The sequence below is a fragment of the Thermotoga sp. SG1 genome (assembly GCF_002865985.1).
Classification (GTDB): Bacteria; Thermotogota; Thermotogae; order Thermotogales; family Thermotogaceae; genus Thermotoga.
Genome location: NZ_LNDD01000001.1, coordinates 111,211 through 135,062, shown reverse-complemented (window position 1 = coordinate 135,062; position 23,852 = coordinate 111,211). Strand labels below are relative to the sequence as shown.

24 protein-coding genes are annotated in these 23,852 nt (G+C 46.4%); 19 read left to right on the top strand and 5 right to left on the bottom strand.

What is annotated here, in order from left to right; translation table 11 throughout:
- The first annotated feature begins 9 nt into the window (after window positions 1-9).
- Genes AS006_RS00675 through proB form a run of 3 tightly spaced genes read left to right on the top strand, consistent with a single transcriptional unit; the run spans window position 10 to window position 2,827 of the window.
- Window positions 10-510 (top strand): 3-isopropylmalate dehydratase small subunit, encoded by a 501-nt coding sequence (locus AS006_RS00675; RefSeq protein ID WP_101512464.1) that lies wholly within the window; start codon window positions 10-12, stop codon window positions 508-510.
- 12 nt (window positions 511-522) lie between these two features.
- On the top strand, window positions 523-1,770 hold the full coding sequence (locus tag AS006_RS00670; protein ID WP_101512463.1) for a glutamate-5-semialdehyde dehydrogenase: 1,248 nt from the start codon (window positions 523-525) through the stop codon (window positions 1,768-1,770).
- A gap of 1 nt (window position 1,771) precedes the next feature.
- Complete coding sequence (gene proB / locus AS006_RS00665; RefSeq protein ID WP_101512462.1) at window positions 1,772-2,827, top strand: glutamate 5-kinase; 1,056 nt, start codon at window positions 1,772-1,774, stop codon at window positions 2,825-2,827.
- Between the two features lie 25 nt (window positions 2,828-2,852).
- On the opposite strand, the gene fsa is transcribed toward proB, so the two are convergent.
- Together fsa and AS006_RS00655 are read right to left on the bottom strand one after the other, a co-directional pair.
- Entirely contained in the window at window positions 2,853-3,509 is a 657-nt protein-coding gene (gene fsa / locus AS006_RS00660) for a fructose-6-phosphate aldolase (protein ID WP_101512461.1), read from the bottom strand.
- A gap of 98 nt (window positions 3,510-3,607) precedes the next feature.
- A complete protein-coding gene (locus AS006_RS00655; RefSeq protein ID WP_101512460.1) occupies window positions 3,608-4,555 on the bottom strand; it encodes a carbohydrate kinase in 948 nt (315 codons plus the stop codon).
- 205 nt (window positions 4,556-4,760) lie between these two features.
- Between AS006_RS00655 and AS006_RS00650 the strand changes: the two genes are divergently transcribed.
- The 6 genes from AS006_RS00650 (at window position 4,761) to AS006_RS00630 (ending at window position 10,762) form a co-directional block, all read left to right on the top strand.
- Window positions 4,761-5,717 carry a mannitol dehydrogenase gene (locus tag AS006_RS00650; protein ID WP_101512459.1) on the top strand — a complete coding sequence of 319 codons (957 nt, stop codon included), beginning with the start codon at window positions 4,761-4,763 and terminating at the stop codon, window positions 5,715-5,717.
- Window positions 5,718-5,736: 19 nt separating this feature from the next.
- A complete protein-coding gene (locus AS006_RS09530; protein WP_233185571.1) occupies window positions 5,737-6,579 on the top strand; it encodes an L-fuculokinase in 843 nt (280 codons plus the stop codon).
- Between the two features lie 15 nt (window positions 6,580-6,594).
- On the top strand, window positions 6,595-7,182 hold the full coding sequence (locus AS006_RS09525) for an FGGY-family carbohydrate kinase (protein WP_255408700.1): 588 nt from the start codon (window positions 6,595-6,597) through the stop codon (window positions 7,180-7,182).
- Between the two features lie 105 nt (window positions 7,183-7,287).
- Window positions 7,288-7,989 carry a class I fructose-bisphosphate aldolase gene (locus tag AS006_RS00640; RefSeq protein WP_255408699.1) on the top strand — a complete coding sequence of 234 codons (702 nt, stop codon included), beginning with the start codon at window positions 7,288-7,290 and terminating at the stop codon, window positions 7,987-7,989.
- Between the two features lie 17 nt (window positions 7,990-8,006).
- The gene (locus AS006_RS00635) at window positions 8,007-9,344 is read left to right on the top strand and encodes an alpha-L-fucosidase (RefSeq protein ID WP_101512457.1); all 1,338 of its coding nucleotides are present in this window, start codon (window positions 8,007-8,009) and stop codon (window positions 9,342-9,344) included.
- The gene (locus tag AS006_RS00630; RefSeq protein WP_101512456.1) at window positions 9,341-10,762 is read left to right on the top strand and encodes an L-fucose/L-arabinose isomerase family protein; all 1,422 of its coding nucleotides are present in this window, start codon (window positions 9,341-9,343) and stop codon (window positions 10,760-10,762) included. Before AS006_RS00635 ends, AS006_RS00630 begins: the two co-directional genes overlap by 4 nt.
- 15 nt (window positions 10,763-10,777) lie before the next feature.
- On the opposite strand, the gene yicI is transcribed toward AS006_RS00630, so the two are convergent.
- Complete coding sequence (yicI, locus tag AS006_RS00625; protein ID WP_233185569.1) at window positions 10,778-12,949, bottom strand: alpha-xylosidase; 2,172 nt, start codon at window positions 12,947-12,949, stop codon at window positions 10,778-10,780.
- Window positions 12,946-13,071, bottom strand: coding sequence for a hypothetical protein (locus tag AS006_RS09690; RefSeq protein ID WP_255408695.1), 126 nt, complete (start codon window positions 13,069-13,071; stop codon window positions 12,946-12,948). The genes yicI and AS006_RS09690 overlap by 4 nt, the downstream gene beginning before the upstream one ends.
- 272 nt (window positions 13,072-13,343) lie before the next feature.
- Between AS006_RS09690 and AS006_RS00620 the strand changes: the two genes are divergently transcribed.
- From AS006_RS00620 to AS006_RS00600, 5 genes are all read left to right on the top strand, one after another.
- The gene (locus tag AS006_RS00620; protein WP_101512455.1) at window positions 13,344-15,320 is read left to right on the top strand and encodes an ABC transporter substrate-binding protein; all 1,977 of its coding nucleotides are present in this window, start codon (window positions 13,344-13,346) and stop codon (window positions 15,318-15,320) included.
- Window positions 15,321-15,366: 46 nt separating this feature from the next.
- On the top strand, window positions 15,367-17,385 hold the full coding sequence (locus AS006_RS00615; RefSeq protein ID WP_101512454.1) for a beta-galactosidase: 2,019 nt from the start codon (window positions 15,367-15,369) through the stop codon (window positions 17,383-17,385).
- Window positions 17,386-17,473: 88 nt separating this feature from the next.
- Complete coding sequence (locus AS006_RS00610; RefSeq protein WP_101512453.1) at window positions 17,474-17,965, top strand: DUF6512 family protein; 492 nt, start codon at window positions 17,474-17,476, stop codon at window positions 17,963-17,965.
- A gap of 59 nt (window positions 17,966-18,024) precedes the next feature.
- A complete protein-coding gene (locus AS006_RS00605; protein WP_199167291.1) occupies window positions 18,025-19,002 on the top strand; it encodes a Gfo/Idh/MocA family protein in 978 nt (325 codons plus the stop codon).
- 13 nt (window positions 19,003-19,015) lie between these two features.
- A complete protein-coding gene (locus tag AS006_RS00600) occupies window positions 19,016-19,975 on the top strand; it encodes an aldo/keto reductase (RefSeq protein WP_101512451.1) in 960 nt (319 codons plus the stop codon).
- Between the two features lie 31 nt (window positions 19,976-20,006).
- Here AS006_RS00600 and AS006_RS00595 read toward each other — a convergent pair whose 3' ends face one another.
- Window positions 20,007-20,186, bottom strand: a complete 180-nt coding sequence (locus AS006_RS00595) for a YHS domain-containing protein (RefSeq protein ID WP_101512450.1) — start codon at window positions 20,184-20,186, stop codon at window positions 20,007-20,009.
- A 94-nt stretch (window positions 20,187-20,280) separates the two neighbouring features.
- Between AS006_RS00595 and AS006_RS00590 the strand changes: the two genes are divergently transcribed.
- Genes AS006_RS00590 through AS006_RS00570 form a run of 5 tightly spaced genes read left to right on the top strand, consistent with a single transcriptional unit; the run spans window position 20,281 to window position 23,849 of the window.
- Complete coding sequence (locus AS006_RS00590; RefSeq protein WP_101512449.1) at window positions 20,281-20,541, top strand: PLB family transporter; 261 nt, start codon at window positions 20,281-20,283, stop codon at window positions 20,539-20,541.
- Window positions 20,534-20,860 carry a carboxymuconolactone decarboxylase family protein gene (locus AS006_RS00585; RefSeq protein ID WP_101512448.1) on the top strand — a complete coding sequence of 109 codons (327 nt, stop codon included), beginning with the start codon at window positions 20,534-20,536 and terminating at the stop codon, window positions 20,858-20,860. Before AS006_RS00590 ends, AS006_RS00585 begins: the two co-directional genes overlap by 8 nt.
- The gene (locus tag AS006_RS00580) at window positions 20,817-22,997 is read left to right on the top strand and encodes a cation-translocating P-type ATPase (protein ID WP_101512447.1); all 2,181 of its coding nucleotides are present in this window, start codon (window positions 20,817-20,819) and stop codon (window positions 22,995-22,997) included. The genes AS006_RS00585 and AS006_RS00580 overlap by 44 nt, the downstream gene beginning before the upstream one ends.
- A complete protein-coding gene (locus tag AS006_RS00575; RefSeq protein WP_101512446.1) occupies window positions 22,994-23,617 on the top strand; it encodes a class I SAM-dependent methyltransferase in 624 nt (207 codons plus the stop codon). Before AS006_RS00580 ends, AS006_RS00575 begins: the two co-directional genes overlap by 4 nt.
- Window positions 23,610-23,849, top strand: a complete 240-nt coding sequence (locus tag AS006_RS00570; protein WP_233185568.1) for a DUF542 domain-containing protein — start codon at window positions 23,610-23,612, stop codon at window positions 23,847-23,849. Before AS006_RS00575 ends, AS006_RS00570 begins: the two co-directional genes overlap by 8 nt.
- Window positions 23,850-23,852: the final 3 nt, after the last annotated feature.

Genomic DNA, 23,852 nt, shown 5'->3' with positions numbered 1-23,852 from the left:
GGGTAGAACATGATAAGGGGAAGGGTATGGAAATTCGGCGACAACATATCCACCGATCACATAGCACCAGGAAGGTACTTTCATCTGAGAAACAACCTCGAAGAACTTGCAAAGCACGTTTTAGAGGATGCGATGGAGGACTTTGCAAAAAAGGTCCAGAAAGGCGACATCATAGTTGCAGGAAAGAACTTTGGACTTGGTTCCTCCAGGGAACACGCGGCACGAATCATAAAAATTGCGGGAGTTTCCTGTATCGTGGCAAAATCCTTTGCGAGGATCTTCTACAGAAACGCCATCAACGTGGGACTTCCTGTCATAGAGTTGAAAGAAGTCGACGAGATCAACCAGGGAGATGAACTGGAGATAGACCTCGAAAATGGTGTTTTGAAAAATCTCACTACCGGCAAAGAGTACAGATTCAACCCAATACCGAAGTTTCTTCTTGAAATCCTGAGAGAAGATGGTATCGTGAACTATCTGAAAAGACACGGCACCTTTCCGAAAGTTTAGGGGGTGAGGACTGTGGAAGAACTCCTTGAAAAGGCCAGAAAGGTCCGGGAGGCCTGGGACGTTCTGAGAAATGCGGAGACGAAAAAGAAAAACGATGCCATAAGAAAAATCGCCAGAAAGCTCGACGAAAAAAGAAAAGATATCCTCGAGGCAAACAGAATAGATGTGGAAAATGCACGTGCGCGTGGTGTGAAGGAGTCTCTGGTGGACAGGCTTGCTTTGAACGACAAGAGGATCGATGAGATGATAAAGGCGTGCGAGACGGTGATCAGTTTGAAGGATCCCGTCGGAGAGGTGATCGATTCCTGGGTGAGGGAAGACGGTCTCAGAATCGCAAGGGTAAGGGTACCCATAGGCCCCATAGGGATCATCTACGAGTCAAGACCAAACGTCACCGTAGAGACATCCATCCTTGCCCTGAAGAGCGGAAACACGATCCTTCTCAGAGGGGGATCCGATGCCCTGAACTCGAACAAAGCCATCGTTTCCGCTATGAAGGAAGCGCTCAGGGAGTCTGAAATTCCGGAAAGTTCCATCGAATTCATAGAGAACACGGACAGATCACTCGTTCTTGAAATGATTCGCCTCAGAGAGTATCTTTCCCTTGTTATTCCACGCGGTGGGTATGGTCTCATCAGCTTCGTCAGGGACAACGCAACCGTTCCCGTCCTGGAAACAGGGGTTGGAAACTGTCACATCTTCGTCGATGAGAGTGCCGATCTGAAGAAGGCGATCCCTGTCATCATCAACGCCAAGACCCAGAGACCTGGCACCTGTAACGCTGCTGAGAAACTCCTTGTCCACGAAAAGATAGCAAAAGAATTCCTTTCTGTGATCGTGGGGGAACTTAGAAAGCACGGAGTTGAAGTTCGTGGTTGTGAAAAGACAAGAGAAATTGTGCCGGACGTGATCCCTGCAACGGAGGAGGACTGGTCCACTGAGTATCTGGATCTCATCATCGCGGTGAAGGTGGTCAGGGACGTGGATGAGGCGATTGAACACATAAAGAGATACTCCACGGGTCATTCGGAGTCGATCCTGACGGAGAACTACTCGAACGCAAAGAAATTCGTCTCAGAAATAGACGCTGCGGCGGTCTATGTGAACGCTTCCACCAGATTCACGGACGGAGGACAGTTCGGTTTTGGTGCAGAGATTGGAATCAGCACCCAGAGGTTTCACGCAAGAGGACCGGTTGGTCTCAGAGAACTCACCACGTACAAGTTCGTTGTTCTCGGTGACTATCATGTGAGGGAATGATATGAAGATCGTCGTGAAAGTCGGAAGCAACCTTCTTGTTGGAAGTTCTGGTCTGAAGAAATCTTACATCGCAGAACTCTGTCGTGAGATCGCTCACCTGAAAGAACAGGGACACGAAGTTGCCATCATCACTTCTGGTGCCCGCGCAGCGGGCTTTACTTATCTTGGAAAGGGGAAAAAAACACAGGATCTTCACACAAAGCAGGCTCTCTGTGCGGTGGGACAGGTGCAACTCATGAAGGTCTACGAGAACGCTTTCGACTTTTATGACATCAAGATCGCACAGATCCTGCTCACAAGGGACACCTTCTCGGACAGAAAAAGGTACCTGAACCTCCGAAACACGCTGATAGGGCTTTCTGAGTTCGACGTTGTGCCGATAGTGAACGAGAACGACACCGTTGCGACCGAGGAGATCACGCTCGGTGACAACGACACACTCGCCGCGATGTTTTCGATAGCGTGGGATGCAGATATTCTTGTACTCTTCACAACGGTGGACGGAGTTATAGACAAAGAAGGAAAACTCGTCGAAAGGTTCGACGAATCCGTGGAGTTGAAGGATCTTGGAAAAAGTAGCTGGGGAACAGGTGGAATCAGATCCAAGATAGAAGCCGCTTTGATGGCTTCAAAGTGTGGAGTGAAGGTGACGATCTGCAACGGAAACGATCTCTCCAACCTCACCAGGTTTGTGAGAGGAGAATCCGTTGGCACGGTCTTTGAACCCAGGGAGCGACTGAGGGCGAAAAAGGCATGGATCGCCTTTCTTTCGGAACCATCCGGGAAAATATACGTAAACGAGGGAGCAGAACAGGCTCTCAAGAGCGGGGGGAGTCTGCTTCCCGTCGGTGTTGTTCGTGTTGAAGGAAACTTCGATGTAGGAGACGTGGTGGAGATACTGAACGAAAAAGGGGAACTTGTGGGCCGCGGGATCGTGAACTACTCCTCATCGGATCTTGAGAGGATATCTGGCCATAGAAGTTCTGATTTGAAGAAGATACTGGGCTACGAGGGAAGCAAGGTGGTCGTGCACATAGACAACATGTGGCTTGCATGAAAAAAGCCCGCCAGAAGCGGGCTTTTTATTTCTTCAGGTTCTCCAAGTACTTTTTCCAGTCGCTCATGAAACGCTCTATACCAAGGTCTGTCATCGGATGTTTGAAGAGCTTCTCAAGGACATTAAAAGGCATCGTCACGATGTCCACACCCATGAGAGCAGCTTCCACCACGTGCATTGGGTGTCTGATGCTTGCAGCGATGATCTCTGTTTCGAAACCGTAGTTTTCGTAGATCTCAACGATCTCTGCAAGCATTCTCATTCCATCGTTCGAGAGATCGTCCATCCTTCCAATGAAAGGACTCACGTAAGTTGCACCTGCTTTGGCTGCAAGAATGGCCTGTGCCGGGCTGAACACGAGTGTCACGTTCGTCTTGATACCTTCTGCGGAGAGTGTCTTCACCGCTCTGATCCCATCGGGTGTCATGGGTATCTTGATCACAACGTGTTCACTGAGCTGGGCAAGTTCCCTTGCTTCTTTCACCATGCCCTCATAATCGAGGGAAACAACCTCTGCGGAGACAGGTCCCTTCACCAGATCACAGATTTCCTTCACCCTCTGCTTGAACTCGGCACCTTCCTTTGAGATCAGCGTGGGATTCGTTGTCACTCCGTCGACGATACCCCATTCGACACCTTTTTTGATCTCCTCTAGATTTGCCGTGTCCAGAAAGATCTTCATCTTTCCACCTCCCAGAGGCTATTTTCTCTCATCTTCTTTAAGAGCCGACTGGGAATTTTTAGAAATTTTGGTTGGTTTTTGGTTAATAAAATATCAACTCAACGTTTCTGGTTCGATAGAAAGGTTTCGACTTCATCTAACGTGGGCATCGCATCCACCCCACCTATTCTCGTGATAACGATGGCCGCAACGGCGTTTGCGAACCTTCCCATCTCAACGGCATCTTCAATCGTTTCTGGCTTTTTCTCCAGGTATTTATGTATCAAAGCGGCTGTGAAGGAATCACCACATCCTGTTGCATCGATCGGTTTCACTTTAAAGGAAGGTACCAGACGCTTTTCTCCCTTGAACTTCACAAGACATCCCTTCTCTCCCATTGTTACAAAGAGCACTGCATCTTCTCTTATCGGAATCTTCTCAACAGAAGTCTCCAGATCTTCCTGGAAGATGTATTCAAGATCTTTGTCGCTGAGTTTTACGATGTCGACTTTAGATGAGATCTCAAGAAAATCTTTGACAAACGACTCTCTATCTTCTATCAGCGATGCCCTCACGTTCGGATCGTACGAGACAGGCTTTCTCGCCTTGAGGAATTTTTCCATCACTTTCAAATAGGTGCTGCGGGAAGGTTCCACAGCGAGGGAGTAAGATCCAATGTGGAGGAAAGAAAAATCCTCCGGGTTGATTTTCACCTCTTCAGGTCTCAAATTTGTGTCCGCCGGATTTTCCCTGAAGAAGACGAAATCCGGGTTTCCCATCTCGTCCCTTGCTACAAAGGCAAGTGTTGTTTTGCAGAAAGGATCCACAACCACGTGTGTTGTGTCTATGCCTTCCTTTTTCATCACTTCGAGGAGAAACGAGGAGAACTGGTCTTTCCCGAGTTTCCCAAGAAAAGAAACGTGCCTTCCCAGTCTTCGAAGTGCAACGGCAACGTTCAGAGGAGAACCTCCTGCTTTCTTTCTGAAGAGCTCGCTCTGAGAAAGATTTTTCCCTTTGTCTTCCGAGATGAAGTCTATGAGGATCTCACCGGTACAGAGAACGCTCATTCACCTTACACCTCCTGTGTTCAAGAAGCGTATTCTTTAACTCAATTATACTTACGCGAATTCAATCGTAGTGTGTTAATATTGTGTTGAAACAATCGGTGCCGGGAGGAGAAACCATTTTCTTGCAAGTCCTGCCTCGGATTATATGACCGGTCACGATCTTGTAATAGATGGAGAGTACACCGTCTGGTAAGGAGGGGAAGTTATGAAAGCACTTCTTATAGAAAGTCCTGGTGATTCGAAGGTTGTGGATCTGGAAACGCCCGTTCCTGGAAAAGGACAAACACTTGTGAAAGTCCTTGCTTGTGGTATCTGTGGAACTGATTACAAGATTTTCTCAGGAGAAACGAACGCGAACTATCCGGTTGTTCCAGGGCATGAAATTGCAGGTGTTGTCGAAAAGTCCGATGCTTTTGAAAAGGGCCAGATGGTCGTGATAGATCCCAACAGGGCTTGTGGAGAGTGTGAGTACTGCAGAAAGGGTATGCCTCAGTTCTGTGAGCGTCTTCAGGCAACGGGAGTAACAGAACCGGGTGGTTTTGCGGAGTACGTTCTTGTGGAAAATTCGCAGGTTTATCCCTTGGAAAATGTACCGGTGGAGAGGGCGGTGTTTGCAGAACCACTCTCCTGCGTTCTCGAAGGAGTGAAGATGGTAAAGCACGGGTTTTTCGACAGGATCCTCATAGTGGGGGCAGGCAGTATAGGTGTGATCTTTGGTTTGATGTTCAAAAAGATCTTTCCAGGTGCAGAGATTGTCCTTTCAGAGAGGGACGAAAAACGGGCAGAATTCGTCACTCAAACGTTTGAGTTGAGGGTGGATGAACCGAAAGGTGAATACGACCTTGCCGTCGAATGTTCTGGAACAGCAGAGGGTTTCAAGGTGTGTTTCGATCATGTTGGAAAGGGAGGAATGTTTCTTCAGTTTGGCGTCATAGCAAAGGACAAAACAGTCGATATCTCACCGTTTGAGATCTATCGAAAGGAGATGAAAATTCTGGGCTCTTATCTCAACCCGTTCACCATGAAAGAAGCGGTGAAGATCATAGAATCGGGGGAGTTCCCTTTTGAAAAACTCGTCACCGACCGACTGGATCTCAACGGAGTAAGAGAGTATCTGTCGTTTCATAAAAAGGCGTTGATGAAAGGGATTTTTGCCCTCTGAAGGATAGGAGGGACTGTTCGTGCACTGTGGGATAGACGTGGGGACAACCAACACAAAGATTCTGGTGTTCGATGATGATTTCAAAATTGTGTTTTTGAGAAAATTCAAAACTCCGGTGATTTCCAGCAAAGAGGGGGATCTTTTGTCAGCAAAAAAGCTCTTTGAAAGGATATTGAGATCTCTCAAAGAGATTCCTGAGGAGATAAAAAAGAAGATAAAAGCTATCGGTATCTCTTCACTTGGGGAAACGGTGTTTCCAATTTCGCAGGATGGAGAAGTACTACAGGATGGGATGATGTGGTACAACAAGAACGTGCAGGAAGAGTACAGAGAGTTTTTAAAAAGAGTTCCATCAAATGTGATATTCAAAAAAACAGGATTGTGGCCTTCATGGATATACTCGGTTTTCAAAATGAAGAGGTTCTACAAAAAAAACGAAGAACTGGTCCAGAGAGTTTACAAATGGCTCGATGTGACAAGCTTAATAGCCTTTTTGTTGACGGGAAACGTCGCGATGGATAGGGTACACTCCTCAAGAACACTTTTGATGAATATACTTACCGGGAAGTGGGATGAAGAACTGGTGGAAGCATCTGGCATTCCGAAAGAGCATCTTCCAGAGGTTGTCGATAGTGGTGTCCTTCGAGGAAGAATAAGAAAAGAGATTTCTGAAGAAACTGGTCTTCCAAAGAACACAGTTGTGACCACAGCTGGGCAGGATCATATAACCGCTTCCTATGCTGCTGGTGTTCACGATGAAACCAAGGTGTTGGACTCCTCCGGTACGACAGAGGCTGTACTCTGGACAGTTAGCAAAGAAACTCTAAAAGAGTACTTGAAAAAGGCTCCGAGTATATTTTAGGCTGGCTTTCACTGTATCCCCGGTAAATACTATCTTCTCACAGGACTTCCCACAGGTGGGTTCTGTATCGATTGGCTTCTAAACAAAATTCTCAAAGAGGATTACTCTGTTTTCAGAACGTTTAGGTATCAAGAGAACACAGTCTTTTTCTTTCCCTATCTTCGTGGTATGTTCAACAAGGAAGAGATCGGTGGAGCGTTCTTTAACTTGAAAGATACAGATGATCGAGATATTATCATCTCAGCTGTTCTTGAGTCAACTGCTTTTGAAATGAGAAGCTGTCTGAATGAGTTCGAGAAACTGGGATTGAAAGACTATGAGATTGTGGCAACGGGCGGTGGCAGTCAACTAAGGGAGTGGTTGGAGGTAAAAGCAAATGTCTTCGGCAGTGTTGTAAAGGTCCTTTCTGTCCATGAGAGTGTTGCCCTTGGTGCTGCCATGATAGCCATGATCGCAAAGACTAGCCAGAAGAACTGGGGAGAGTTTTTCAAGGAAACTTCGAAGAACTTTGAGTACGAGCATTTCCAGCCAGATAAAAATGATTATTTCCAGAAAAAATACCTTGAATATCTAAAACTCAGAAACAGAATTTACGGGTTTTAAAAAGAGATGAGATTCTCATTTTTAAACCCGAAATCCGATAGATCTCTAATCGTTGCTCTAGATCACGGCCTAATATTTGGAAATGCAAAGTGATTGGAAAATCCTGTGAAAACTTTAAAGAAAGTGATATCCTGTGGTGTGGATGGAGTTCTGTTGAGTCCCGGTATAGCGAAGTTGACGGAACACTTGTTCGAGGGAAAAAATGTCCCTGATCGAATTTTGACAATAGATTTCCCAGTGGGTTCATCTACTCCAGGAAAATTTGAAAAAGTATTCGCCCATAAGTTGATAAGTTCTGTGGAGCAGGCAGTGAAAAAGGCAGTAGATGATGTGAAGGTTCTTTTCCCATGGAGATTAGAAAAGAGCACACGATCTGAGGTTGTTCAGGTGATTGTTGAAACCATCGAAGAGTGTGAGCGATGGGATATGCCGTTGATGGTCGAGCCGGTTCTGTGGGGGGATAATTCTTCAGGAAAAAGCGATTCTGACCTCATAGAATCCCCTGCAAGGATAGCTGTGGAGATGGAAGCGGACATTTTGAAAATTCAGTTCTTGGGAGAAGACCGTCTTTCTCGTATAATTCATAGGTTCCATGTTCCCGTCTTTATGCTGGGAGGGCCAAAGTCGGATGATCTGAAGCAGATTCTGAAAACAGTCCAGGAATCGATGAAGTCAGATGCAAAAAGGGTGATTTTCGGAAGAAACGTGTGCCAAAGAGAAAACATGGAGGAAGTTCTAACGGCTTTAAAATCCATCATACACGATGGATTGAAATATGAGGAGATCGTTCAGAGGTACGATCTGTAACAAAGAGGTGATGAGCAATGAAACCCCGCTACAAACCCTATTGGGAATCACTGAAAGAACACGTGCTTCCAAAATGGTTTGACGAGGCAAAGTTTGGAATTTTCATCCATTGGGGGATCCATTCTGTCCCTGGCTGGGCAACACCCACGGGAGAACTTGGAAAGGTACCGATGGATGTGTGGTTTTTTCAGAACCCGTACGCCGAATGGTATGAAAATTCACTCAGGATCAAGGGAAGCCCCACCTGGGAATATCATGTGAAAACCTACGGTGAAGATTTTGAATATGAGCGTTTTGCAGATCTTTTTACAGCTGAAAAATGGGACCCACAGGAATGGGCGGATCTTTTCAAGAAAGCGGGTGCAAAATACGTTATACCAACCACGAAGCATCACGATGGATTCTGCCTTTGGGGAACAAAATACACGGATTTCAACGCTGTAAAGAGAGGTCCAAAGAAAGACCTCATAGGAGAACTCGCAAAGGCCGTAAGGAAAGCAGGCTTGAGATTCGGAGTGTACTACTCCGGTGGTCTGGACTGGCGCTTTACGACCGAGCCGATAAGGTATCCTGAGGATTTCTCCTACATAAGACCCAACACCTATGAATATGCAGACTACGCATACAAACAGGTTATGGAACTCATAGATTTGTATCTGCCCGACGTTCTCTGGAACGATATGGGCTGGCCCGAGAAGGGCAAAGAAGATTTGAAATATCTCTTCACTTACTATTACAACAAACATCCAGAAGGTGTGGTGAACGACAGGTGGGGTGTCCCGCACTGGGATTTCAAAACGGCAGAATACCATGTGAACTATCCAGAAGATCTACCAGGTTACAAATGGGAATTCACAAGGGGAATAGGGCTTTCCTTTGGCTACAACCAAAACGAAGGCCCAGAACACATGCTCTCTGTTGAGCAACTCGTGCACACACTGGTGGATGTGGTGAGTAAAGGTGGAAATCTTCTTTTGAACGTAGGTCCAAAAGGAGACGGAACCATTCCCGATCTTCAGAAAGAAAGACTCCTTGGCCTTGGAGAATGGCTTGAAAAGTACGGCGATGTGATATACGGTACCACTGTCTGGAGAAAATGCTGTGCGAAAACAGAAGAAGGTATGGAAATTCGTTTCACCAGAAAGAACAACAGGTACTACATCATCTTTCTTGGAATTCCAGATGGGGAGAAAGTTGTGATCAGAGACCTCATTCTGTCGGGAACGGTAAGGCATTTTCTGACAGGTGAAAGAGTGAAATTCAACAACGCAGGAGAAAATGTAGAAATCTTTGTTCCACGAAAACTTCTTGAAACAGACAGCATAACCCTTGTCCTAGAGGCGGTGGAAGAATGAAGGAAAAATACAGAGTAGGACTCATCAGTTTTTCCGATGGAAGAGAATACGTACACAAAGAATTGGAAAGAATCGTGAGGGGTTTCGAAGACAAAATAGCAAAAACACTGGAAGAGACAGGTGAAGTGGAGGTCATCAGGGCAAAAGAAGTCGTGTGGAAACCATCGATAGTGAAAAAAGAAGCAAAAAGGCTGGCAGAAGAGGGGGCAGAGGTGACGATATTCAACTACGCAGTGTGGGCGTTTCCACATTTTACAGTACTTGCTAGCAAATTTGCACCGGGGCCTTTTCTTCTCTTTTCCAACATAAATCCCCAGTATCCTGGGATGGTGGCGATGCTTTCTGCAGCGGGAGCACTGGAACAGGATGGAACGAAACACTACAGGATGTGGGGAGACATAGAAGACGAAAAAGTTCTCAGAAAAGTTCTGGCGTTCATCAGGGCAGGAAGTGCGTACAAGAAGTTGAGAGGACAAAGATACGGTATGTTCGGTGGAAGGTCGATGGGGATGTACACGGCGGTACCGAACGTAGATCTGTGGAACAAGATCTTTGGAGTGGATGTGGAACACATAGACCAGTTTGAGATCGTTCGAAGGAGCCAGTCGATACCGGACGAGAGAGCAAGGAAGGGAAGGTTGTGGATAGAAGAGAAGGCAAAAGCTGTACATTACGATGGGAAGTATCTCACACCTGAGAAGCTCGAACTTCAGATAAAGAGTTACCATGCTGTAAGAGAGATCGTAGAGGAGATGGAATTGGACTTTGTTGGAATAAAGGGTCAGCTCGAACTCACAGAACACTTCGTCACCATGGATGTGACAGAGGCCTTCCTGAACGATCCCTACGACTGGGAAGGAAAGCACGAGCCGATCGTGTGTGCAACAGAAGCAGATTCTGACGGTGCACTCACGATGCAGATATTCAAACTGATTGCAAAAACACCGGTGCTCTTTGCAGACGTGAGGCACTACGTAAAAGAATACAACATACTGGACCTGTGCAACTCAGGAAACCACGCCACATACTTTGCGGCCAGATCGTTCGATCCAGATGAAAACATGAAGAAGGTAGAGTTCTATCCACAGACTTTCTACTTCCCGGCAGGGGGAGCTGCGGTGAAACACATAGCAGCTCCTGGAAGGGTGACACTCGGAAGACTCACAAGGGAAGATGGAAGATACAGGTTCACAGTCGTTCCTGGAGAGTTTGTGGACTTTGGAGAGGAGAAGAACTACGAGATAGCAGACAGCATACAGAACAACTGGCCACACGCGTTTTTGAAGATGGAAACACCGATAGACGAGTTTCTGTCGAAGTATTCTTCGAACCACATCCACGGTGTCTATGGGGACTATGTGGAAGAGATCAGAATCTTCTGTGAGATCACTGGTATCGATTTTGTCCTGATGAAATGAGGGCGCATGGCGCCCTCATTTTGTTTTCAAGATGGCTCTCTGAGATCTGAGAGTTACTGATGTTCCTTTCTCTGTCTCTTCTATTTCTGCTCCTTCAGTGTTTTCAATCTTTTCATTCCAGAAAAACAGCTTCCAGGGTTTTCCGGAGTCCTTCAAGACTTCAACGTGTATTTCGTTTTCCTTTCTTTCCACTCTCACAGACAGTTCCACCTCACCTGAGGTGTTGTAGACGTTCACTGTCTTCTCGGAGATTTCAAAAACGTTCAACGTTACACCGTCTGCGTAGTCGTAGTCTGGCCTGCTGTCTGTGTTTCCCGTGGGAAGAACGGTGTTCGGTCTCACAAAGAGAGGAAGTCCGAAATAGTCGTACTTTTCCGTTCTCCATCGTCCTCCTTCTACCTTTTCTCCCGTGAGAAGATGTGTCCAGACACCATCTGGAAGATAATAAGTCACTTCTCCAGTTTCACTGAAGATCGGTGCAACAAGGAGCGATTCTCCGAGCATATACTGTCTGTCCAGATAAGAGCAGGTGGGATCGTCTGGAAACTCCAGAATCATGGGCCTCATGACGGGTATTCCTTTCTTGTGTGCTTCAACTGCACAGGAGAAGATGTACGGCATCAGTTGGCATTTCAATTTCGTGAAAAATCTGAGAACCTCTACTGCCTCTTCGTCGAAGTTCCAGGGAACTTTGTACATCGAGTTACCGTGAAGCCTGCTGTGTGAAGAAAGAAGCTCAAAAGCAACCCACCTTTTGTAAAGATCAGGAGTTGTGATGTCTTCAAAACCTCCTATATCGTGACTCCAGAAGCCAAAACCACACAGCGAGAGAGAAAGTCCCCCTCTCAGGGTCTCTGCCATCGACTCGTAGGAGGCAAGACAATCTCCTCCCCAGTGAACGGGGAATTTTTGACTTCCTGCTGTTGCAGACCTCGCGAAAACAACGGCATTTCTCTTTCCGAATTTTCTCTCAATGGTTTCAAAGACCGTTTTGTTGTACAGGTAGGTGTAGTAGTTATGCATCTTCTCTGGATCGGATTCATCGTAATAGATCACATCTGTGGGAATTCTCTCTCCAAAGTCCGTTTTGAAACAGTCAACTCCCATATCTATCAGTTTTTCCAGTTTTGAGGAGAACCACTTCCTCGCCTCTGGATTGGTGAAATCAACGATAGCCATTCCAGGTTGCCAATCGTCTGTCTGCCAGACGTCTCCGTTCGGTTTCATCAAAAAGTATCCTTTCTCCTTCCCTTCATCAAAGAGACTGGAGAACTGAGAAACATATGGGTTTATCCAGACACAGATCTTCAATCCCTTTTCTTTCAGTCGCCTCAGTAGACCTTCCGGATCAGGAAAATTTTCTCTGTTCCATTCGAAATCAACCCAGTGAAACTCTTTCATCCAGAAACAGTCGAAGTGAAAAACACTAAGAGGGATATCCCTCTCTTTCATTCCTTCCACAAACTCCATCACCGTTTTTTCATCGTACTGTGTGGTGAAGGACGTCGTAAGCCAGAGTCCAAAACTCCAGGCAGGTGGAAGTTCTGGTCTTCCCGTGAGGAGTGTGTAACGTTCCAGAACTTCTCTCAGATTTTCTCCCGCAATGACGAAGTAATCCAGCGTTTCTCCTTTCACACTGAACTGAACCTTTTCCACATGTTCTGTTGCTATCTCGAAATCCACCTTTCCAGGATCGTTCACGAAAACCCCGTACTTTCTGTTACTCACGTAAAAGGGGATGTTCTTGTACGTCATATCGGAGATCGTCCCTGCATCTTCGTTCCACATAATGACCCTCTGTCCGTTTTTCACAAACGGAGAGAACCTTTCCCCAAGGCCGTACACGCACTCTCCAACACTCAGATGGAGTCTTTCAAAACAGAACCTTCCCTCCGGCGCAATTGCGTACCCGGGACTCGATCCTGTGAGGAATCGATCTTCATAAAAGAATTTGATACTGAAGGGATCTTTATTTATAACGGCTTTTGTTTTTCCTGAGGAGAAAATCAGAGTGCTGTTTGTTTCAGTGACCTCTGGAACAAAACTTTCATTCTGATACGTTTCAAAGTGAGGAAGCCTTTCCTGAACTCCTTTGAAGTGTTTGAACTGTACCCTTATCACGTTTTCAAACGGCGAGGAAAGTTCGATCTCAAAAACCGGACCCTGAAGGGTTTGTCCGCGACTCACCACTCTCTGGAACGGTACGTGAAGAACAAGTTTTTTTCATCATGGAAGTATTCATATATCTGCTTCGCACTGAACACCTGAACCCCTTCCCTCAACCTCCAGAGTCCCTCCATAAAACGCATGTTATCCCTCCTCGAGCGATGTTGATTTTTAATCAAGATTATCATGAAAATGTTTTCATACAAAGATGAAGTTTTCAAATCAGGAAATACTGTTTCAAATTAAAGATCGAATGATAAACGACGATAATCTATGATAATGGTGAATAAACCGGGGAAATTGACTTTTTCTGTGTTTGTTTTTCTGATAGGAATGGTGGTAATATAATAGCCGGGAAAATTGTTTGGTAGAAAAAAAGAAACGATCTCTCATTCGTCAAAGGGGGTGTGGTTGTATGAGAAGGGTCTTCACTTTTTTGATGATCTCGTTGCTTGTTGCGGTAGGACTTTCCTGGAGTGTCTACGCAACGCCCGAAGACTACTACAAAGCCACAGGAAAGAAGATCGAGAAATTCCACGAAGCACCCATGCTTGTAGAACTTGTAAAACAGGGAAAACTTCCACCCATCGAAGAAAGACTTCCAAAAGAGCCGCTCGTTGTGGTTCCTGAAGAGAGTGTGGGGCAGTACGGTGGTACATGGAGAAGGGTCTGGAAAGGACCTTCCGACAGATGGGGGATTCCCAGGATCAACCAGGCAAGCCTTGTGTTCTGGGATAAGAACGGAGAAAAATTCGTTCCGGGACTTGCAAAAGGATGGGACATTCTCGAGGGCGGAAAGATCTACGTCTTTCATCTGAGAGAGGGAACGAAGTGGTCAGATGGACATCCTTATACTTCGGAAGACATTCTGTTCTGGATAGAAGACATCCTAGGAAACGATGACCTCACCCCTGCAAAGCCCGCCTGGTACAGACTCCTCGATAGGGTTGAAGCACCTGATCCCTACACGGTGAAGTTCATATTCAAGCAGCCTTACGCTCTGTTCTTACTTCAGGTGGCCAACAGAGGATTCACGGGTGCTCCGAAGCACTTCTTGAAGCAGTTCCACCCGAAGTACACACCGATGGAGGAGATAGAAAAGAAGATGGTACCTGGTGTACACAACACATGGGTTGATCTCTTCAACGACAAGAGTGATTTCCTCGAAAGTCTCGATCTTCCCGTTTTGACACCGTGGAAACCAGTGACGGATCCCACCGATCAGTTCTACATCCTCGAGAGGAACCCGTACTTCTGGGCGGTTGACATCGAAGGGAATCAATTGCCTTATATCGACAGGATCAGACATGAGTACGTTCAGAGCAGCGAAGTCATAATGTTGAAAGCGATATCTGGAGAGATCGACATGCAGTGGAGACACATAGGTCTTCTGGGACCTGGTCCGGGTGTTCTGCCACTCCTTCTTGAGAACGCAAAAACTGGTGGATACAAAGTACTGCGGTGGAAAACTGACAACGGATCTGTGAGCATGGTGATGCTGAACATTTCTGATCCGCCAGATCCTGTTCTGGGTGAAGTCTTCAGAGATGTGAGATTCAGACAGGCTCTCTCACTTGCCATCAACAGAGAAGAGATCAACGAGATACTCTTCAACGGCCTTGCAGAACCAAGACAGGCATCCTTCGTGAGTGGATCTCCATACTACGATCCTGAGTGGGAAAAAGCCTACGCAGAGTACGATCCAGACAGGGCGAACAAATTGCTCGATGAGATGGGACTGAAGTGGGGCGAGAAACACGAATACAGACTCCTTCCAGATGGAAGACCTCTGAGGTTCACGATACAGGTAACAGGTCAGACACACGTTGATGTCTGGACGATGGTGAAGGAGTACTGGAAACAGATCGGTGTGTGGGTCGAGATAGAAAACCTCGAAAGGTCCCTCTACGATTCGAGGCTTAGTGCCCACGAGTTCGATGCCCAGGCGTGGGTGATGGACAGAGCGAGTCAGCCTCTTGTGGATCCCCTGTGGATCATCCCCGGAAGCACAGAGTACGCGGCTGCCTGGTACATCGGCTGGGCTGAATGGGCTGGCTCTTACCTTGAAGGAGAAGAATCTCTAAAAGAGTATCTCCAGCAGGAGGATGCAATCGTGCCACCTGAGGGAATAAGAGAGCCACTCGAAAGACTACTCGACCTCTGGAAAGAGATTCAGAATACCCCCGATCCAGAGAAGATAAAAGAACTCATGAAAGAAGTGACGAAGATCCACAGAGAAAACCTCTGGATGATAGGGACGGTCGGAGAAGACACTTCACCTGCAATTGTGAAGAACAACTTCAAAAACGTACCCGAAGAACTGGTGACCGCAACTCCGTTCTTCAGTCCGTGGAACGCCATGCCGATACAGTTCTACATAGAACAGAAATGACGACTCACCCCGGCGCTCGCCGGGGTTTTTAGGAGGTGAACACTGAGTGATCAATCCGAAACTTCCCGTGATCTGGTACGGTGGGGACTACTATCCAGAGCAGTGGGATGAGAAAACCTTTGAAAGAGACATCGAGATGTTCAAAGAAGCAGGGATCAATGTGGTAACACTGGGTGTCTTTTCGTGGACTCTGGTGCAACCGGATGAGAACACCTACGATTTTTCGTTTTTCGAAAAGGTGATGGATCGACTGTACCAAGAAGGAATCTACGTCTGTCTTGCGACACCGACGTCTGCTCCTCCACATTGGATGACGCAGAAGTACCCGGAGATACTCCTCACGGATGTGAACGGTGTGAAAAGAGAAAAGGGCGGCAGACAGAACTTCTGTCCCAACAGTGAAAAGTACAGATATTTCGCAAGAAACATCGCAGAGAAACTGGCAGAGCACTTCAAGGATCATCCCGCGCTTGTTTTGTGGCATGTGAACAATGAATATCTGAACTACTGTTACTGCGACACGTGCAAAGCAAAGTTCCAGAACTGGCTGAAGGAAAAGTACGGTACCCTCGATGAACTGAATCGAAGGTGGTACACAAGATTCTGGTCACAGACGTTCACAAGCTGGGAAGAAATTCCCGTTCCGACAACAAAAAGCGTCCTTTTCTGGAGAAAAGATCGATACCAATCTGTCCTACCGGAGCTGTATCTTGATTATAGACGGTTCATGACTCAGAGCATGCTCGAGTGCTTCCTTGAGGAATATCAAGCCATAAAGAAACACACTCCAGACATTCCAGTCACGACGAATTTGATCGCAGCAACGTTCAAGGAGTGGAACTACTTCGAATGGGCAAAACACATGGACGTTGTGGCATGGGACAACTACCCCGGATACAGAGAAGATTTCTCTGTGATCTCGTTGAGACATTCACTGATACGCGGGTTGAAAGAAGGTCAGCCCTTTGTTCTGATGGAACAGTCCCCTTCTCAGGCGTGCTGGAGATGGTACAATCCTCAGAAAAGACCTGGGGAGATGAGGTTTTGGAGTTATCATGCCCTCGCTCACGGAGCAGAGACCCTCATGTTCTTTCAGTTGAGACAGTCGAAGGGTGGTGTGGAGAAGTTCCACGGGGCCGTCATCACGCACGTTGACAGTACTGAAACGAGGGTGTTTCGGGAAGTGAAGAAATTGGGAGAAGAAATAAAATCCCTATCGAATCTTCTTGATACACGGGTTGTCTCACAGACTGCTCTTCTTTTCGACTGGGAAAGTTGGTGGGCGATGGAAGACACCCTCACACCGAATGTAGATTTCAGATATTTAAGCGAGGTGCAAAAATATTTCAAAGCACTGATGAAGACTGGTCTTGGCGCAGATGTTGTGGGAAGGGACCAAGCTTTTGAAAGATACAGATTGATCGTCGCACCTGCACTTTACATGGTTGACAAAAAACTTGCTCAGAAATTGAAAGATTACGTTTCAAGCGGTGGCATTCTGGTTCTTACAACCATGAGTGGAATCGTTGATGAGAACGACCAAATTGTTCTTGGTGGATACCCAGGCTATCTTCACGATCTTGTGGGGGGCTATGTGGAGGAGATAGATGCTTTACCACCAGAGGAAAAGAACGAAATCTTGATGTTTGGTAGGTCCTATGAATGTAATCTTGTTTTTGATTACATAAAGGCCACCACGGCAGAGGTTCTTGGAAGGTTCAGGAAGGATTACTACGCGAGTGAGCCTGCCGTTTTGAGAAACAAATATGGCAAAGGATGGGTTTACTACGTTGGTTCTTCCGTGTCTTTCGACCTCGTATGGGACCTCGTGAAGTTCATAGAGAAAGAGCATGGTTTGAAGGCAGACATCACACCAGCAGATGATGTGGAAGTGGTGAAGAAGATCAAGGATGAAAAAACGTTCTACTTTCTTTTCAACCATTCCAGTGAAAGAAGGATCGTGGATCTTCCGGAGGGAAGATTCAAAGATATGATAACGGGTACTATATACGAAGAGAAGGCAGATCTGGGACCACGTGACGTTTTGATTCTTTTAAAGGAATAAAGACAAGTTCAACGGTATATCTTTGAGGGCGGGTTACCGCCCTTTTTTTTGTTAGAATTGTACTAACTTTTCCTGGGGAGGAGAGAGAATGATCTGGAAGGCTCTGATTTTCCTTGGTATCTATGCGGTACTTCACTTTGGTTACGAACTTTCCGGATGGGAATTTCTGAGACCCTTCTGTGGTGTTGATGAATCTGTTTTCGAGCATCTGAAAATCGGTTTCTGGGCGTATCTTTTCACGAACATCGTCGAATATTTCATCTCGAAGAAAAAGAAGTTCAGGTTCTGGTATCCCCGGATCTTCTCCACAACGCTTCTTCCCTGGTTCATCGTGTTGATCTGGTACATGCTCCCTGCTTTCTTTGGACACATCGAATCTCTCGCTGTTGATCTTGCATGGGCGTTCACTGTGACTTTCCTGTCTGCCATCATGGCGGTTGTCTTCGAAAGAGAACTGGAGAGGTATTCTACGGGAACGGCTTTCAGATTCGTCGTTACGGTTCTGTTTGTCCTTTCTGTTATCTTTTACACCGTCTTTTCATTTGAAAAACCATGGATAGATCTTTTCGTTGAACCTTGAAATGGAAACGTTTTCAAATTATAATGTGGTAAAATATCAGAGGATAGAAGGTGATGGTTGTGGAAAAGGTACGGCTCGGTATCGTGGGGTGTGGAATCGCCGCCAGAACGCTTCATCTTCCTGCTCTGAAGAAGCTTTCTCACCTTTTTGAAATCACAGCAGTCACCAGCAGAACGAAAGAACACGCAGAAGAGTTTGCAGAAATGGTGGGAAATCCCAGAGTCTTCGAAAACTACGAGGACCTTCTGGACTCTGGTCTTGTCGATGCCGTTGATCTCACACTTCCCGTGGAGTTGAATCTTCCTTTCATTGAAAAAGCTCTCCAAAGGGGTGTTCATGTGATCTGTGAGAAACCCATTTCTATCGATGTAGAGACGGGAAAAAGGGTTGTTAGACTGGCCGGAAATTCAGATAAAACTGTGTATATCGCAGAGAGCTTCAGACATGTTCCTGCTTTCTGGAAAGCAAAAGAGTTGATCGAAGAGGGAAAAGTGGGAGAGCCGGTCTACATGAATTGGCAGATCTGGGTGGGTATGGACGAAAGTAACGAATACGTTCATACCGACTGGAGAAGGAATCCAAAACACGTTGGAGGATTTCTCTCGGACGGTGGAGTACACCATGTTGCGGCGATGAGATTGATCCTGGGTGAGGTAGAATGGGTTTCTGCTATCGTAAAGGATCTTTCTCCTCTTCTCGGCGGTATGGACTTTCTTTCGTCGATTTTTGAGTTCGAAAATGGTGTGGTTGGGAACTACACAGTTTCTTACTCTCTGAAAGGCAACGATAGATTCGAGATCGCTGGAACGAAGGGAAGGATGGAGATATTCTGGGACAAGATAGTTCTTAACGGAAAAGAGATAGAAGTTCATCATGAAGACAGCTATCAAAAAGAATTTGAAGATTTCTACCGTGTGATTACAGGAGAAAAGAAGAACGATCTGGGGGATCCTCTAGAAGCACTGAAGGATCTTGCCTTCATAGAAGCATGTGTGAGATCTCAGGGAAGCAGAGTGTCTGTTTCCAGTTTGTTGTGAGGAGGTGTTTTGTATGGAGTATAGGAAAGTCGGAAAATGGGGTATAAAGATAAGCGAACTTTCACTCGGATCGTGGCTCACTTTTGGAAAACAGCTAGATCTTGATACGGCCACTGAAGTGGTGAAAAAGGCCTTCAACAGTGGAATAAACTTCTTCGACACGGCAGAGGCATACGCAGGCGGGATAGCAGAAGCTATGCTTGGAAAGATTCTCAAGAATTTCAGAAGGGAAGATCTTGTCGTCTCCACGAAGATCTTCTGGGGAGGAAGTGGGCCAAACGACTTGGGACTGTCGAAGAAACATCTTCTTGAGGGAACGTGGAATTCTTTGAAGAGACTCCAGATGGACTATGTTGACATACTGTATTGTCACAGACCTGATCCGAACGTTCCCATGGAAGAAGTCGTCTTTGCCATGGATTACATCTTGAAAGAAGGTCTTGCGCTCTATTGGGGAACATCTGAGTGGAGTGCAAGGGAGATAGAGGAAGCTCACAGAGTCTGTAAAGAACTGGGTGTCATGCCACCCATCGTGGAACAACCACAGTACAACATGTTTGTGAGAGAGCGTGTGGAAAAAGAGTACGCCCCTCTCTATGAAAAGTACGGCATGGGTCTCACCACTTACTCTCCTCTCGCTTCAGGGCTTCTTTCTGGAAAGTACAACAACGGTATCCCGGAAGGATCGAGACTTGCCACGTTCCCGCAGGTGAGAAAGTGGCTGGAAGAAGGTGGGCTTCTCAACGAGAAGACATTTGAAAAACTCAGAAAACTTCAAAAGATAGCAGATCAACTTGGCGCCAGCCTTCCGCAACTCGCTATCGCGTGGATCCTTAAGAACAAAAACGTGAGCAGTGTGATTCTTGGAGTGAGTAAACCAGAGCAGTTGGAAGAGAATTTGAAGGCAGTAGAGATAAAAGAGAAACTCACAGAAGATGTGATGAAAGAGATAGAAAATATCCTGAACGAATAAAAGGCGCCGAACGGCGCCTTTTTTTAATCTTTCAATGACAACATCCGTGACCATGTGACTTTTCCTGGTGTGCATACTGTTCTGGATTGTCTTTAAACTTTTCAGCACACTCGTGAGAACAGAAGTAGTACTCTTTCCCCATGTACTCGATCTTTTCTGCTGCCTCTTCCCTTTCGATCTTCATTCCACAGACGGGATCCTTCACTTTCATAAAATCCACCTCCTTGCTGGAAAATTTCGACTTGAATTAGGCTCTCATAATGTGCTACAATTAGTATAGCATAATTTGAAAGGAGGAGTCAACAATGTGTCCTTTTTGCTTTTGGAGCTGGGGCTTCTGGCCCTGGAACTGGGGAGGAGGAGTTATCATGATGATTTTCTGGGCAGTTATTCTGGTGGTTCTCTTCGCCTTTCTCTTCAGGTGGCTTGGAGGAGAAAGACATGAGAAAACGGAAGGAAGAACCAGTAGCAGAAGGGCTCTTGAGATACTGAAGGAAAGGTTTGCCCGCGGTGAGATCACCGAAGAGGAGTACGAAAGGATGAAAAGGAGAATCCAGGATGAGTGAATTTGAACGCTGGAGAAAGGAATTCCCTGAAGTGAGCGGTGCCGTTGTAAGAATGAGAAATAAGGCTTTCGCTGATGGTTCTATCCCTGCAAAGTACAAGGTGTTAACAGCCCTGGCCATAGCGGTTGTGGAAAAGTGCAAACCTTGTGCTCAGGGATATTATCAGAAAGCGATCGAAATGGGAGCCACAAAGGATGAAATAAAAGAGATCCTCGAAGTTGCTATCACCATGGGAGCATGCATTGCAGAAACCTGGGCGAGGGAGGTGTGGCAGGATGGCCGATCAGAGGACAATGGAAGATCGTGCTGTGAAGAATGAAGAGATAAAGAAGACCTTCACCGTAACGGGAATGACGTGTGCCACATGTGCAAGAACCGTTGAAAAAGCTCTGAGAAAACTCGACGGGGTGAAGTTCGCAGCGGTGAATCTGGCAACCTCCACGGGTTTCATCGTGGCAGAAAGAGAGATATCTTTCGAGGAAATCAGGAAAGCGGTGGAAGAGGTAGGTTATGGAGTCAGTACAGAATCACCAGAGGACGTGGAAAGAAAGCGTTACGAAGAATCGAAAAGAAACCTGATTCTCGCCTGGCTCGTTACGGCTCCTCTTGCCCTCCTCATGATTTACCACATGTTTGTTTCTGAGGTGCCATATTTCACCTGGATAGAGGTCTTCGCAGGTGCGTTCGTTACGTTCTATGTGGGTAGAGGGATGATCAGAGGTGCGTGGATAGCCCTCACACATAAACACACAAACATGGATACACTCATCTTCTTCGGTGCGGTGACTTCCTGGGTAACGGCTGTTCTTGACAGTGCTGGACTTCCTGTGATGTCTTTTGGTGCCATTGGTGCCATGATCGTGGCCTTCCACATCACAGGACGTTTCATAGAATCTTATCTGCGTGACAGGGCCAGCAAAGAAATCAAAGCCCTTCTGAAACTTCAAGCAAAAGAAGCCCGTGTCATCACCGATGAAGGAGAAGTGATGATGCCGATAGAGGCAGTGAAAGAAGGGTTCATCGTACTGGTAAAACCCGGCGAAAGAATACCCGTGGATGGAGTGATCGTGGAAGGCCAATCTTCAATCGATGAATCCGTAGTAACGGGAGAATCCATACCAGTTTTGAAGAGAGAAAACGATGAAGTGATCGGTGGTTCTTTGAATGTATCGAGTCCTATCAAAATAAAAGTCACAAAAGTAGGAGAAGACACCTTTTTGTCTCAAATGATCAAATTGATTCAGGAAGCGCAGGGTTCGAAGGTACCGATTCAGGCTCTCGCCGATAGAATCACCATGTGGTTTGTCCCCACGATCATCGCCCTTGCGATAGCCAGTGCCCTGGTGTGGTACTTCAATTACGAACGGTTCCTTCCCTTTGTAGAAAAGGCAAGAGAAATCTTCCCCTGGATCATACAAACCAGTGACCCGTTGACCTTTTCCATCTTCGTCTTCGTTGCAACGATCGTCATAGCGTGTCCATGTGCTCTTGGTCTTGCAACTCCTATGGCCCTTGTAACTGGAACGGGACTTGCAGCCAAAAAGGGTCTCCTCATAAGAAACGCCGAGGCGATTCAGACATCGAAGGATATAGGAGTGGTGCTCACAGACAAAACAGGAACACTCACCGAAGGTAGTCCGAAAGTGGTGAATCATAACCTCTCCGACGAACTGGTGAGAATCGTGGCGAGCGTGGAGAGAAATTCGAACCATCCTCTTGCAAAAGCAATTTCTGAACTCTCTCAGGATGTGATTGAGATAGAAAACGTGGAAGAGATCCCAGGAGAAGGGGTAAGGGCACTTTACAAGGGAGAAGAGTATTTTGTTGGAAAGCCTCTGGATTACTCAAGGTACGAGTCTCTTCTAGAAGAGGGAAAGACCGTGGTTGAGGTGAGGAGAAACGGTGAAGTTGTGGGATTCCTCGCAATAGAAGATCCGATCCGAGAAGACAGTCCCGAGGCTGTGAGAAGGCTCAAGGGGATGGGAATAGAACCTGTCATGATAACGGGAGACAACGAAAAGACTGCAAGAGCGGTTGCAAGACGCCTTGGTATAGAGAGGTTCCACGCAGGAGTGAAGCCTTCCGAAAAACTGGACCTTGTGAGGTCCTATCAGGCTCAGGAAAAGAAAGTCGCAATGGTGGGAGATGGTATGAACGACGCCGCCGCTTTGAAAGGGGCAGATGTTGGAATAGCGATAGGTTCAGGGACTGACCTCGCTATCGACAGTGCAGACATCATCATAACAAAAGGTGGTATATCGAAAGTCGTCGATGCCATCGAAGTATCAAGAAAAACCTTCAGAATCATAAAACAGAACCTGTTCTGGGCCTTCTTCTACAACGTGATAGCCATTCCAATGGCGATGATGGGACTGCTTCATCCGGTGATCGCAGAACTCGCCATGGCGTTCAGTTCCATCACCGTGACCCTCAATTCCATGAGGGTGAGAGAGTGAGTGTCGAAAAGAAATACGACAGATTCGCAGCACTGTACGATAGGTTCGAAGGTTTTATCGAGAAAAAGTTTTTCTCACGGTTTCGTGAAGAACTCTTCAAAAGAGTGGAAGGGAAGAGAATATTGGAAGTCGGTATTGGCACTGGAAAGAACGTTCCGTACTATCCGGACGATGTGGACGTTGTGGGTGTAGATGTCAGTGAAGGAATGCTCAGGGTGTGTCAGGAGAGATTGAAAAAGTTTCCAGAAAAAAAGGTGAAGTTGTTGAGAGCGGACGTTCAGAATCTTCCTTTTTCAGACGGAGAGTTCGACTGCGTTGTTTCCACGTTCGTCTTCTGTACAGTGCCGGATCCCATGAAGGGTTTGAAGGAGGTCCACAGAGTCCTCAAACCCTCTGGAAGAGCCGTTTTTCTCGAACACATGAGAAGTAGAAAATGGTACGTTAACGCGATGCTGTTTGTGATGCACATCTTCACAAAGTCGCTTTTGGGAACGAGCATGCTCAGAAAGACAGTTGATAACATAAAAAAAGCAGGGTTTATGATCGAGGAAGAAAAACACCTTCTGGGCGATGTGGTACGTTTGATAACTGCCAGAAAAGGAGGTGAGGAAAGTGATTGAGAAGATAAGAGAGGATACCACTCTCAAGGAAATCATGGAAGCCCATGAAAGACTGGAAAGGGTACTTAGAAAATACGGTTTTGACACCTGCTGTGCGAAGATGGAAAGTTTAAAGGACGCCTGTGAAAAGAAAGGGCTGGATGTTGAAGAGGTTCTGGAAGATCTCAACAGAGTCGTGGAGGAGATCAACGAGGAAGAAAGGATAATAAAAGAAATAGAATCTCAGTTTTGAGGA

Excerpts from the sequence above, each read along its gene's own strand:
- AS006_RS00675 (WP_101512464.1), top strand. The coding sequence starts at position 10 with ATGATAAGGGGAAGGGTATGGAAATTCGGCGACAACATATCCACCGAT.
- proB (WP_101512462.1), top strand. The coding sequence starts at position 1,772 with ATGAAGATCGTCGTGAAAGTCGGAAGCAACCTTCTTGTTGGAAGTTCT.
- fsa (WP_101512461.1), bottom strand. The coding sequence starts at position 3,509 with ATGAAGATCTTTCTGGACACGGCAAATCTAGAGGAGATCAAAAAAGGT.
- AS006_RS00655 (WP_101512460.1), bottom strand. The coding sequence starts at position 4,555 with ATGAGCGTTCTCTGTACCGGTGAGATCCTCATAGACTTCATCTCGGAA.
- AS006_RS00650 (WP_101512459.1), top strand. The coding sequence starts at position 4,761 with ATGAAAGCACTTCTTATAGAAAGTCCTGGTGATTCGAAGGTTGTGGAT.
- AS006_RS00635 (WP_101512457.1), top strand. The coding sequence starts at position 8,007 with ATGAAACCCCGCTACAAACCCTATTGGGAATCACTGAAAGAACACGTG.
- AS006_RS00630 (WP_101512456.1), top strand. The coding sequence starts at position 9,341 with ATGAAGGAAAAATACAGAGTAGGACTCATCAGTTTTTCCGATGGAAGA.
- AS006_RS09690 (WP_255408695.1), bottom strand. The coding sequence starts at position 13,071 with ATGCGTTTTATGGAGGGACTCTGGAGGTTGAGGGAAGGGGTTCAGGTG.
- AS006_RS00620 (WP_101512455.1), top strand. The coding sequence starts at position 13,344 with ATGAGAAGGGTCTTCACTTTTTTGATGATCTCGTTGCTTGTTGCGGTA.
- AS006_RS00610 (WP_101512453.1), top strand. The coding sequence starts at position 17,474 with ATGATCTGGAAGGCTCTGATTTTCCTTGGTATCTATGCGGTACTTCAC.
- AS006_RS00600 (WP_101512451.1), top strand. The coding sequence starts at position 19,016 with ATGGAGTATAGGAAAGTCGGAAAATGGGGTATAAAGATAAGCGAACTT.
- AS006_RS00595 (WP_101512450.1), bottom strand. The coding sequence starts at position 20,186 with ATGAAAGTGAAGGATCCCGTCTGTGGAATGAAGATCGAAAGGGAAGAG.
- AS006_RS00590 (WP_101512449.1), top strand. The coding sequence starts at position 20,281 with ATGTGTCCTTTTTGCTTTTGGAGCTGGGGCTTCTGGCCCTGGAACTGG.
- AS006_RS00585 (WP_101512448.1), top strand. The coding sequence starts at position 20,534 with ATGAGTGAATTTGAACGCTGGAGAAAGGAATTCCCTGAAGTGAGCGGT.
- AS006_RS00580 (WP_101512447.1), top strand. The coding sequence starts at position 20,817 with ATGGCCGATCAGAGGACAATGGAAGATCGTGCTGTGAAGAATGAAGAG.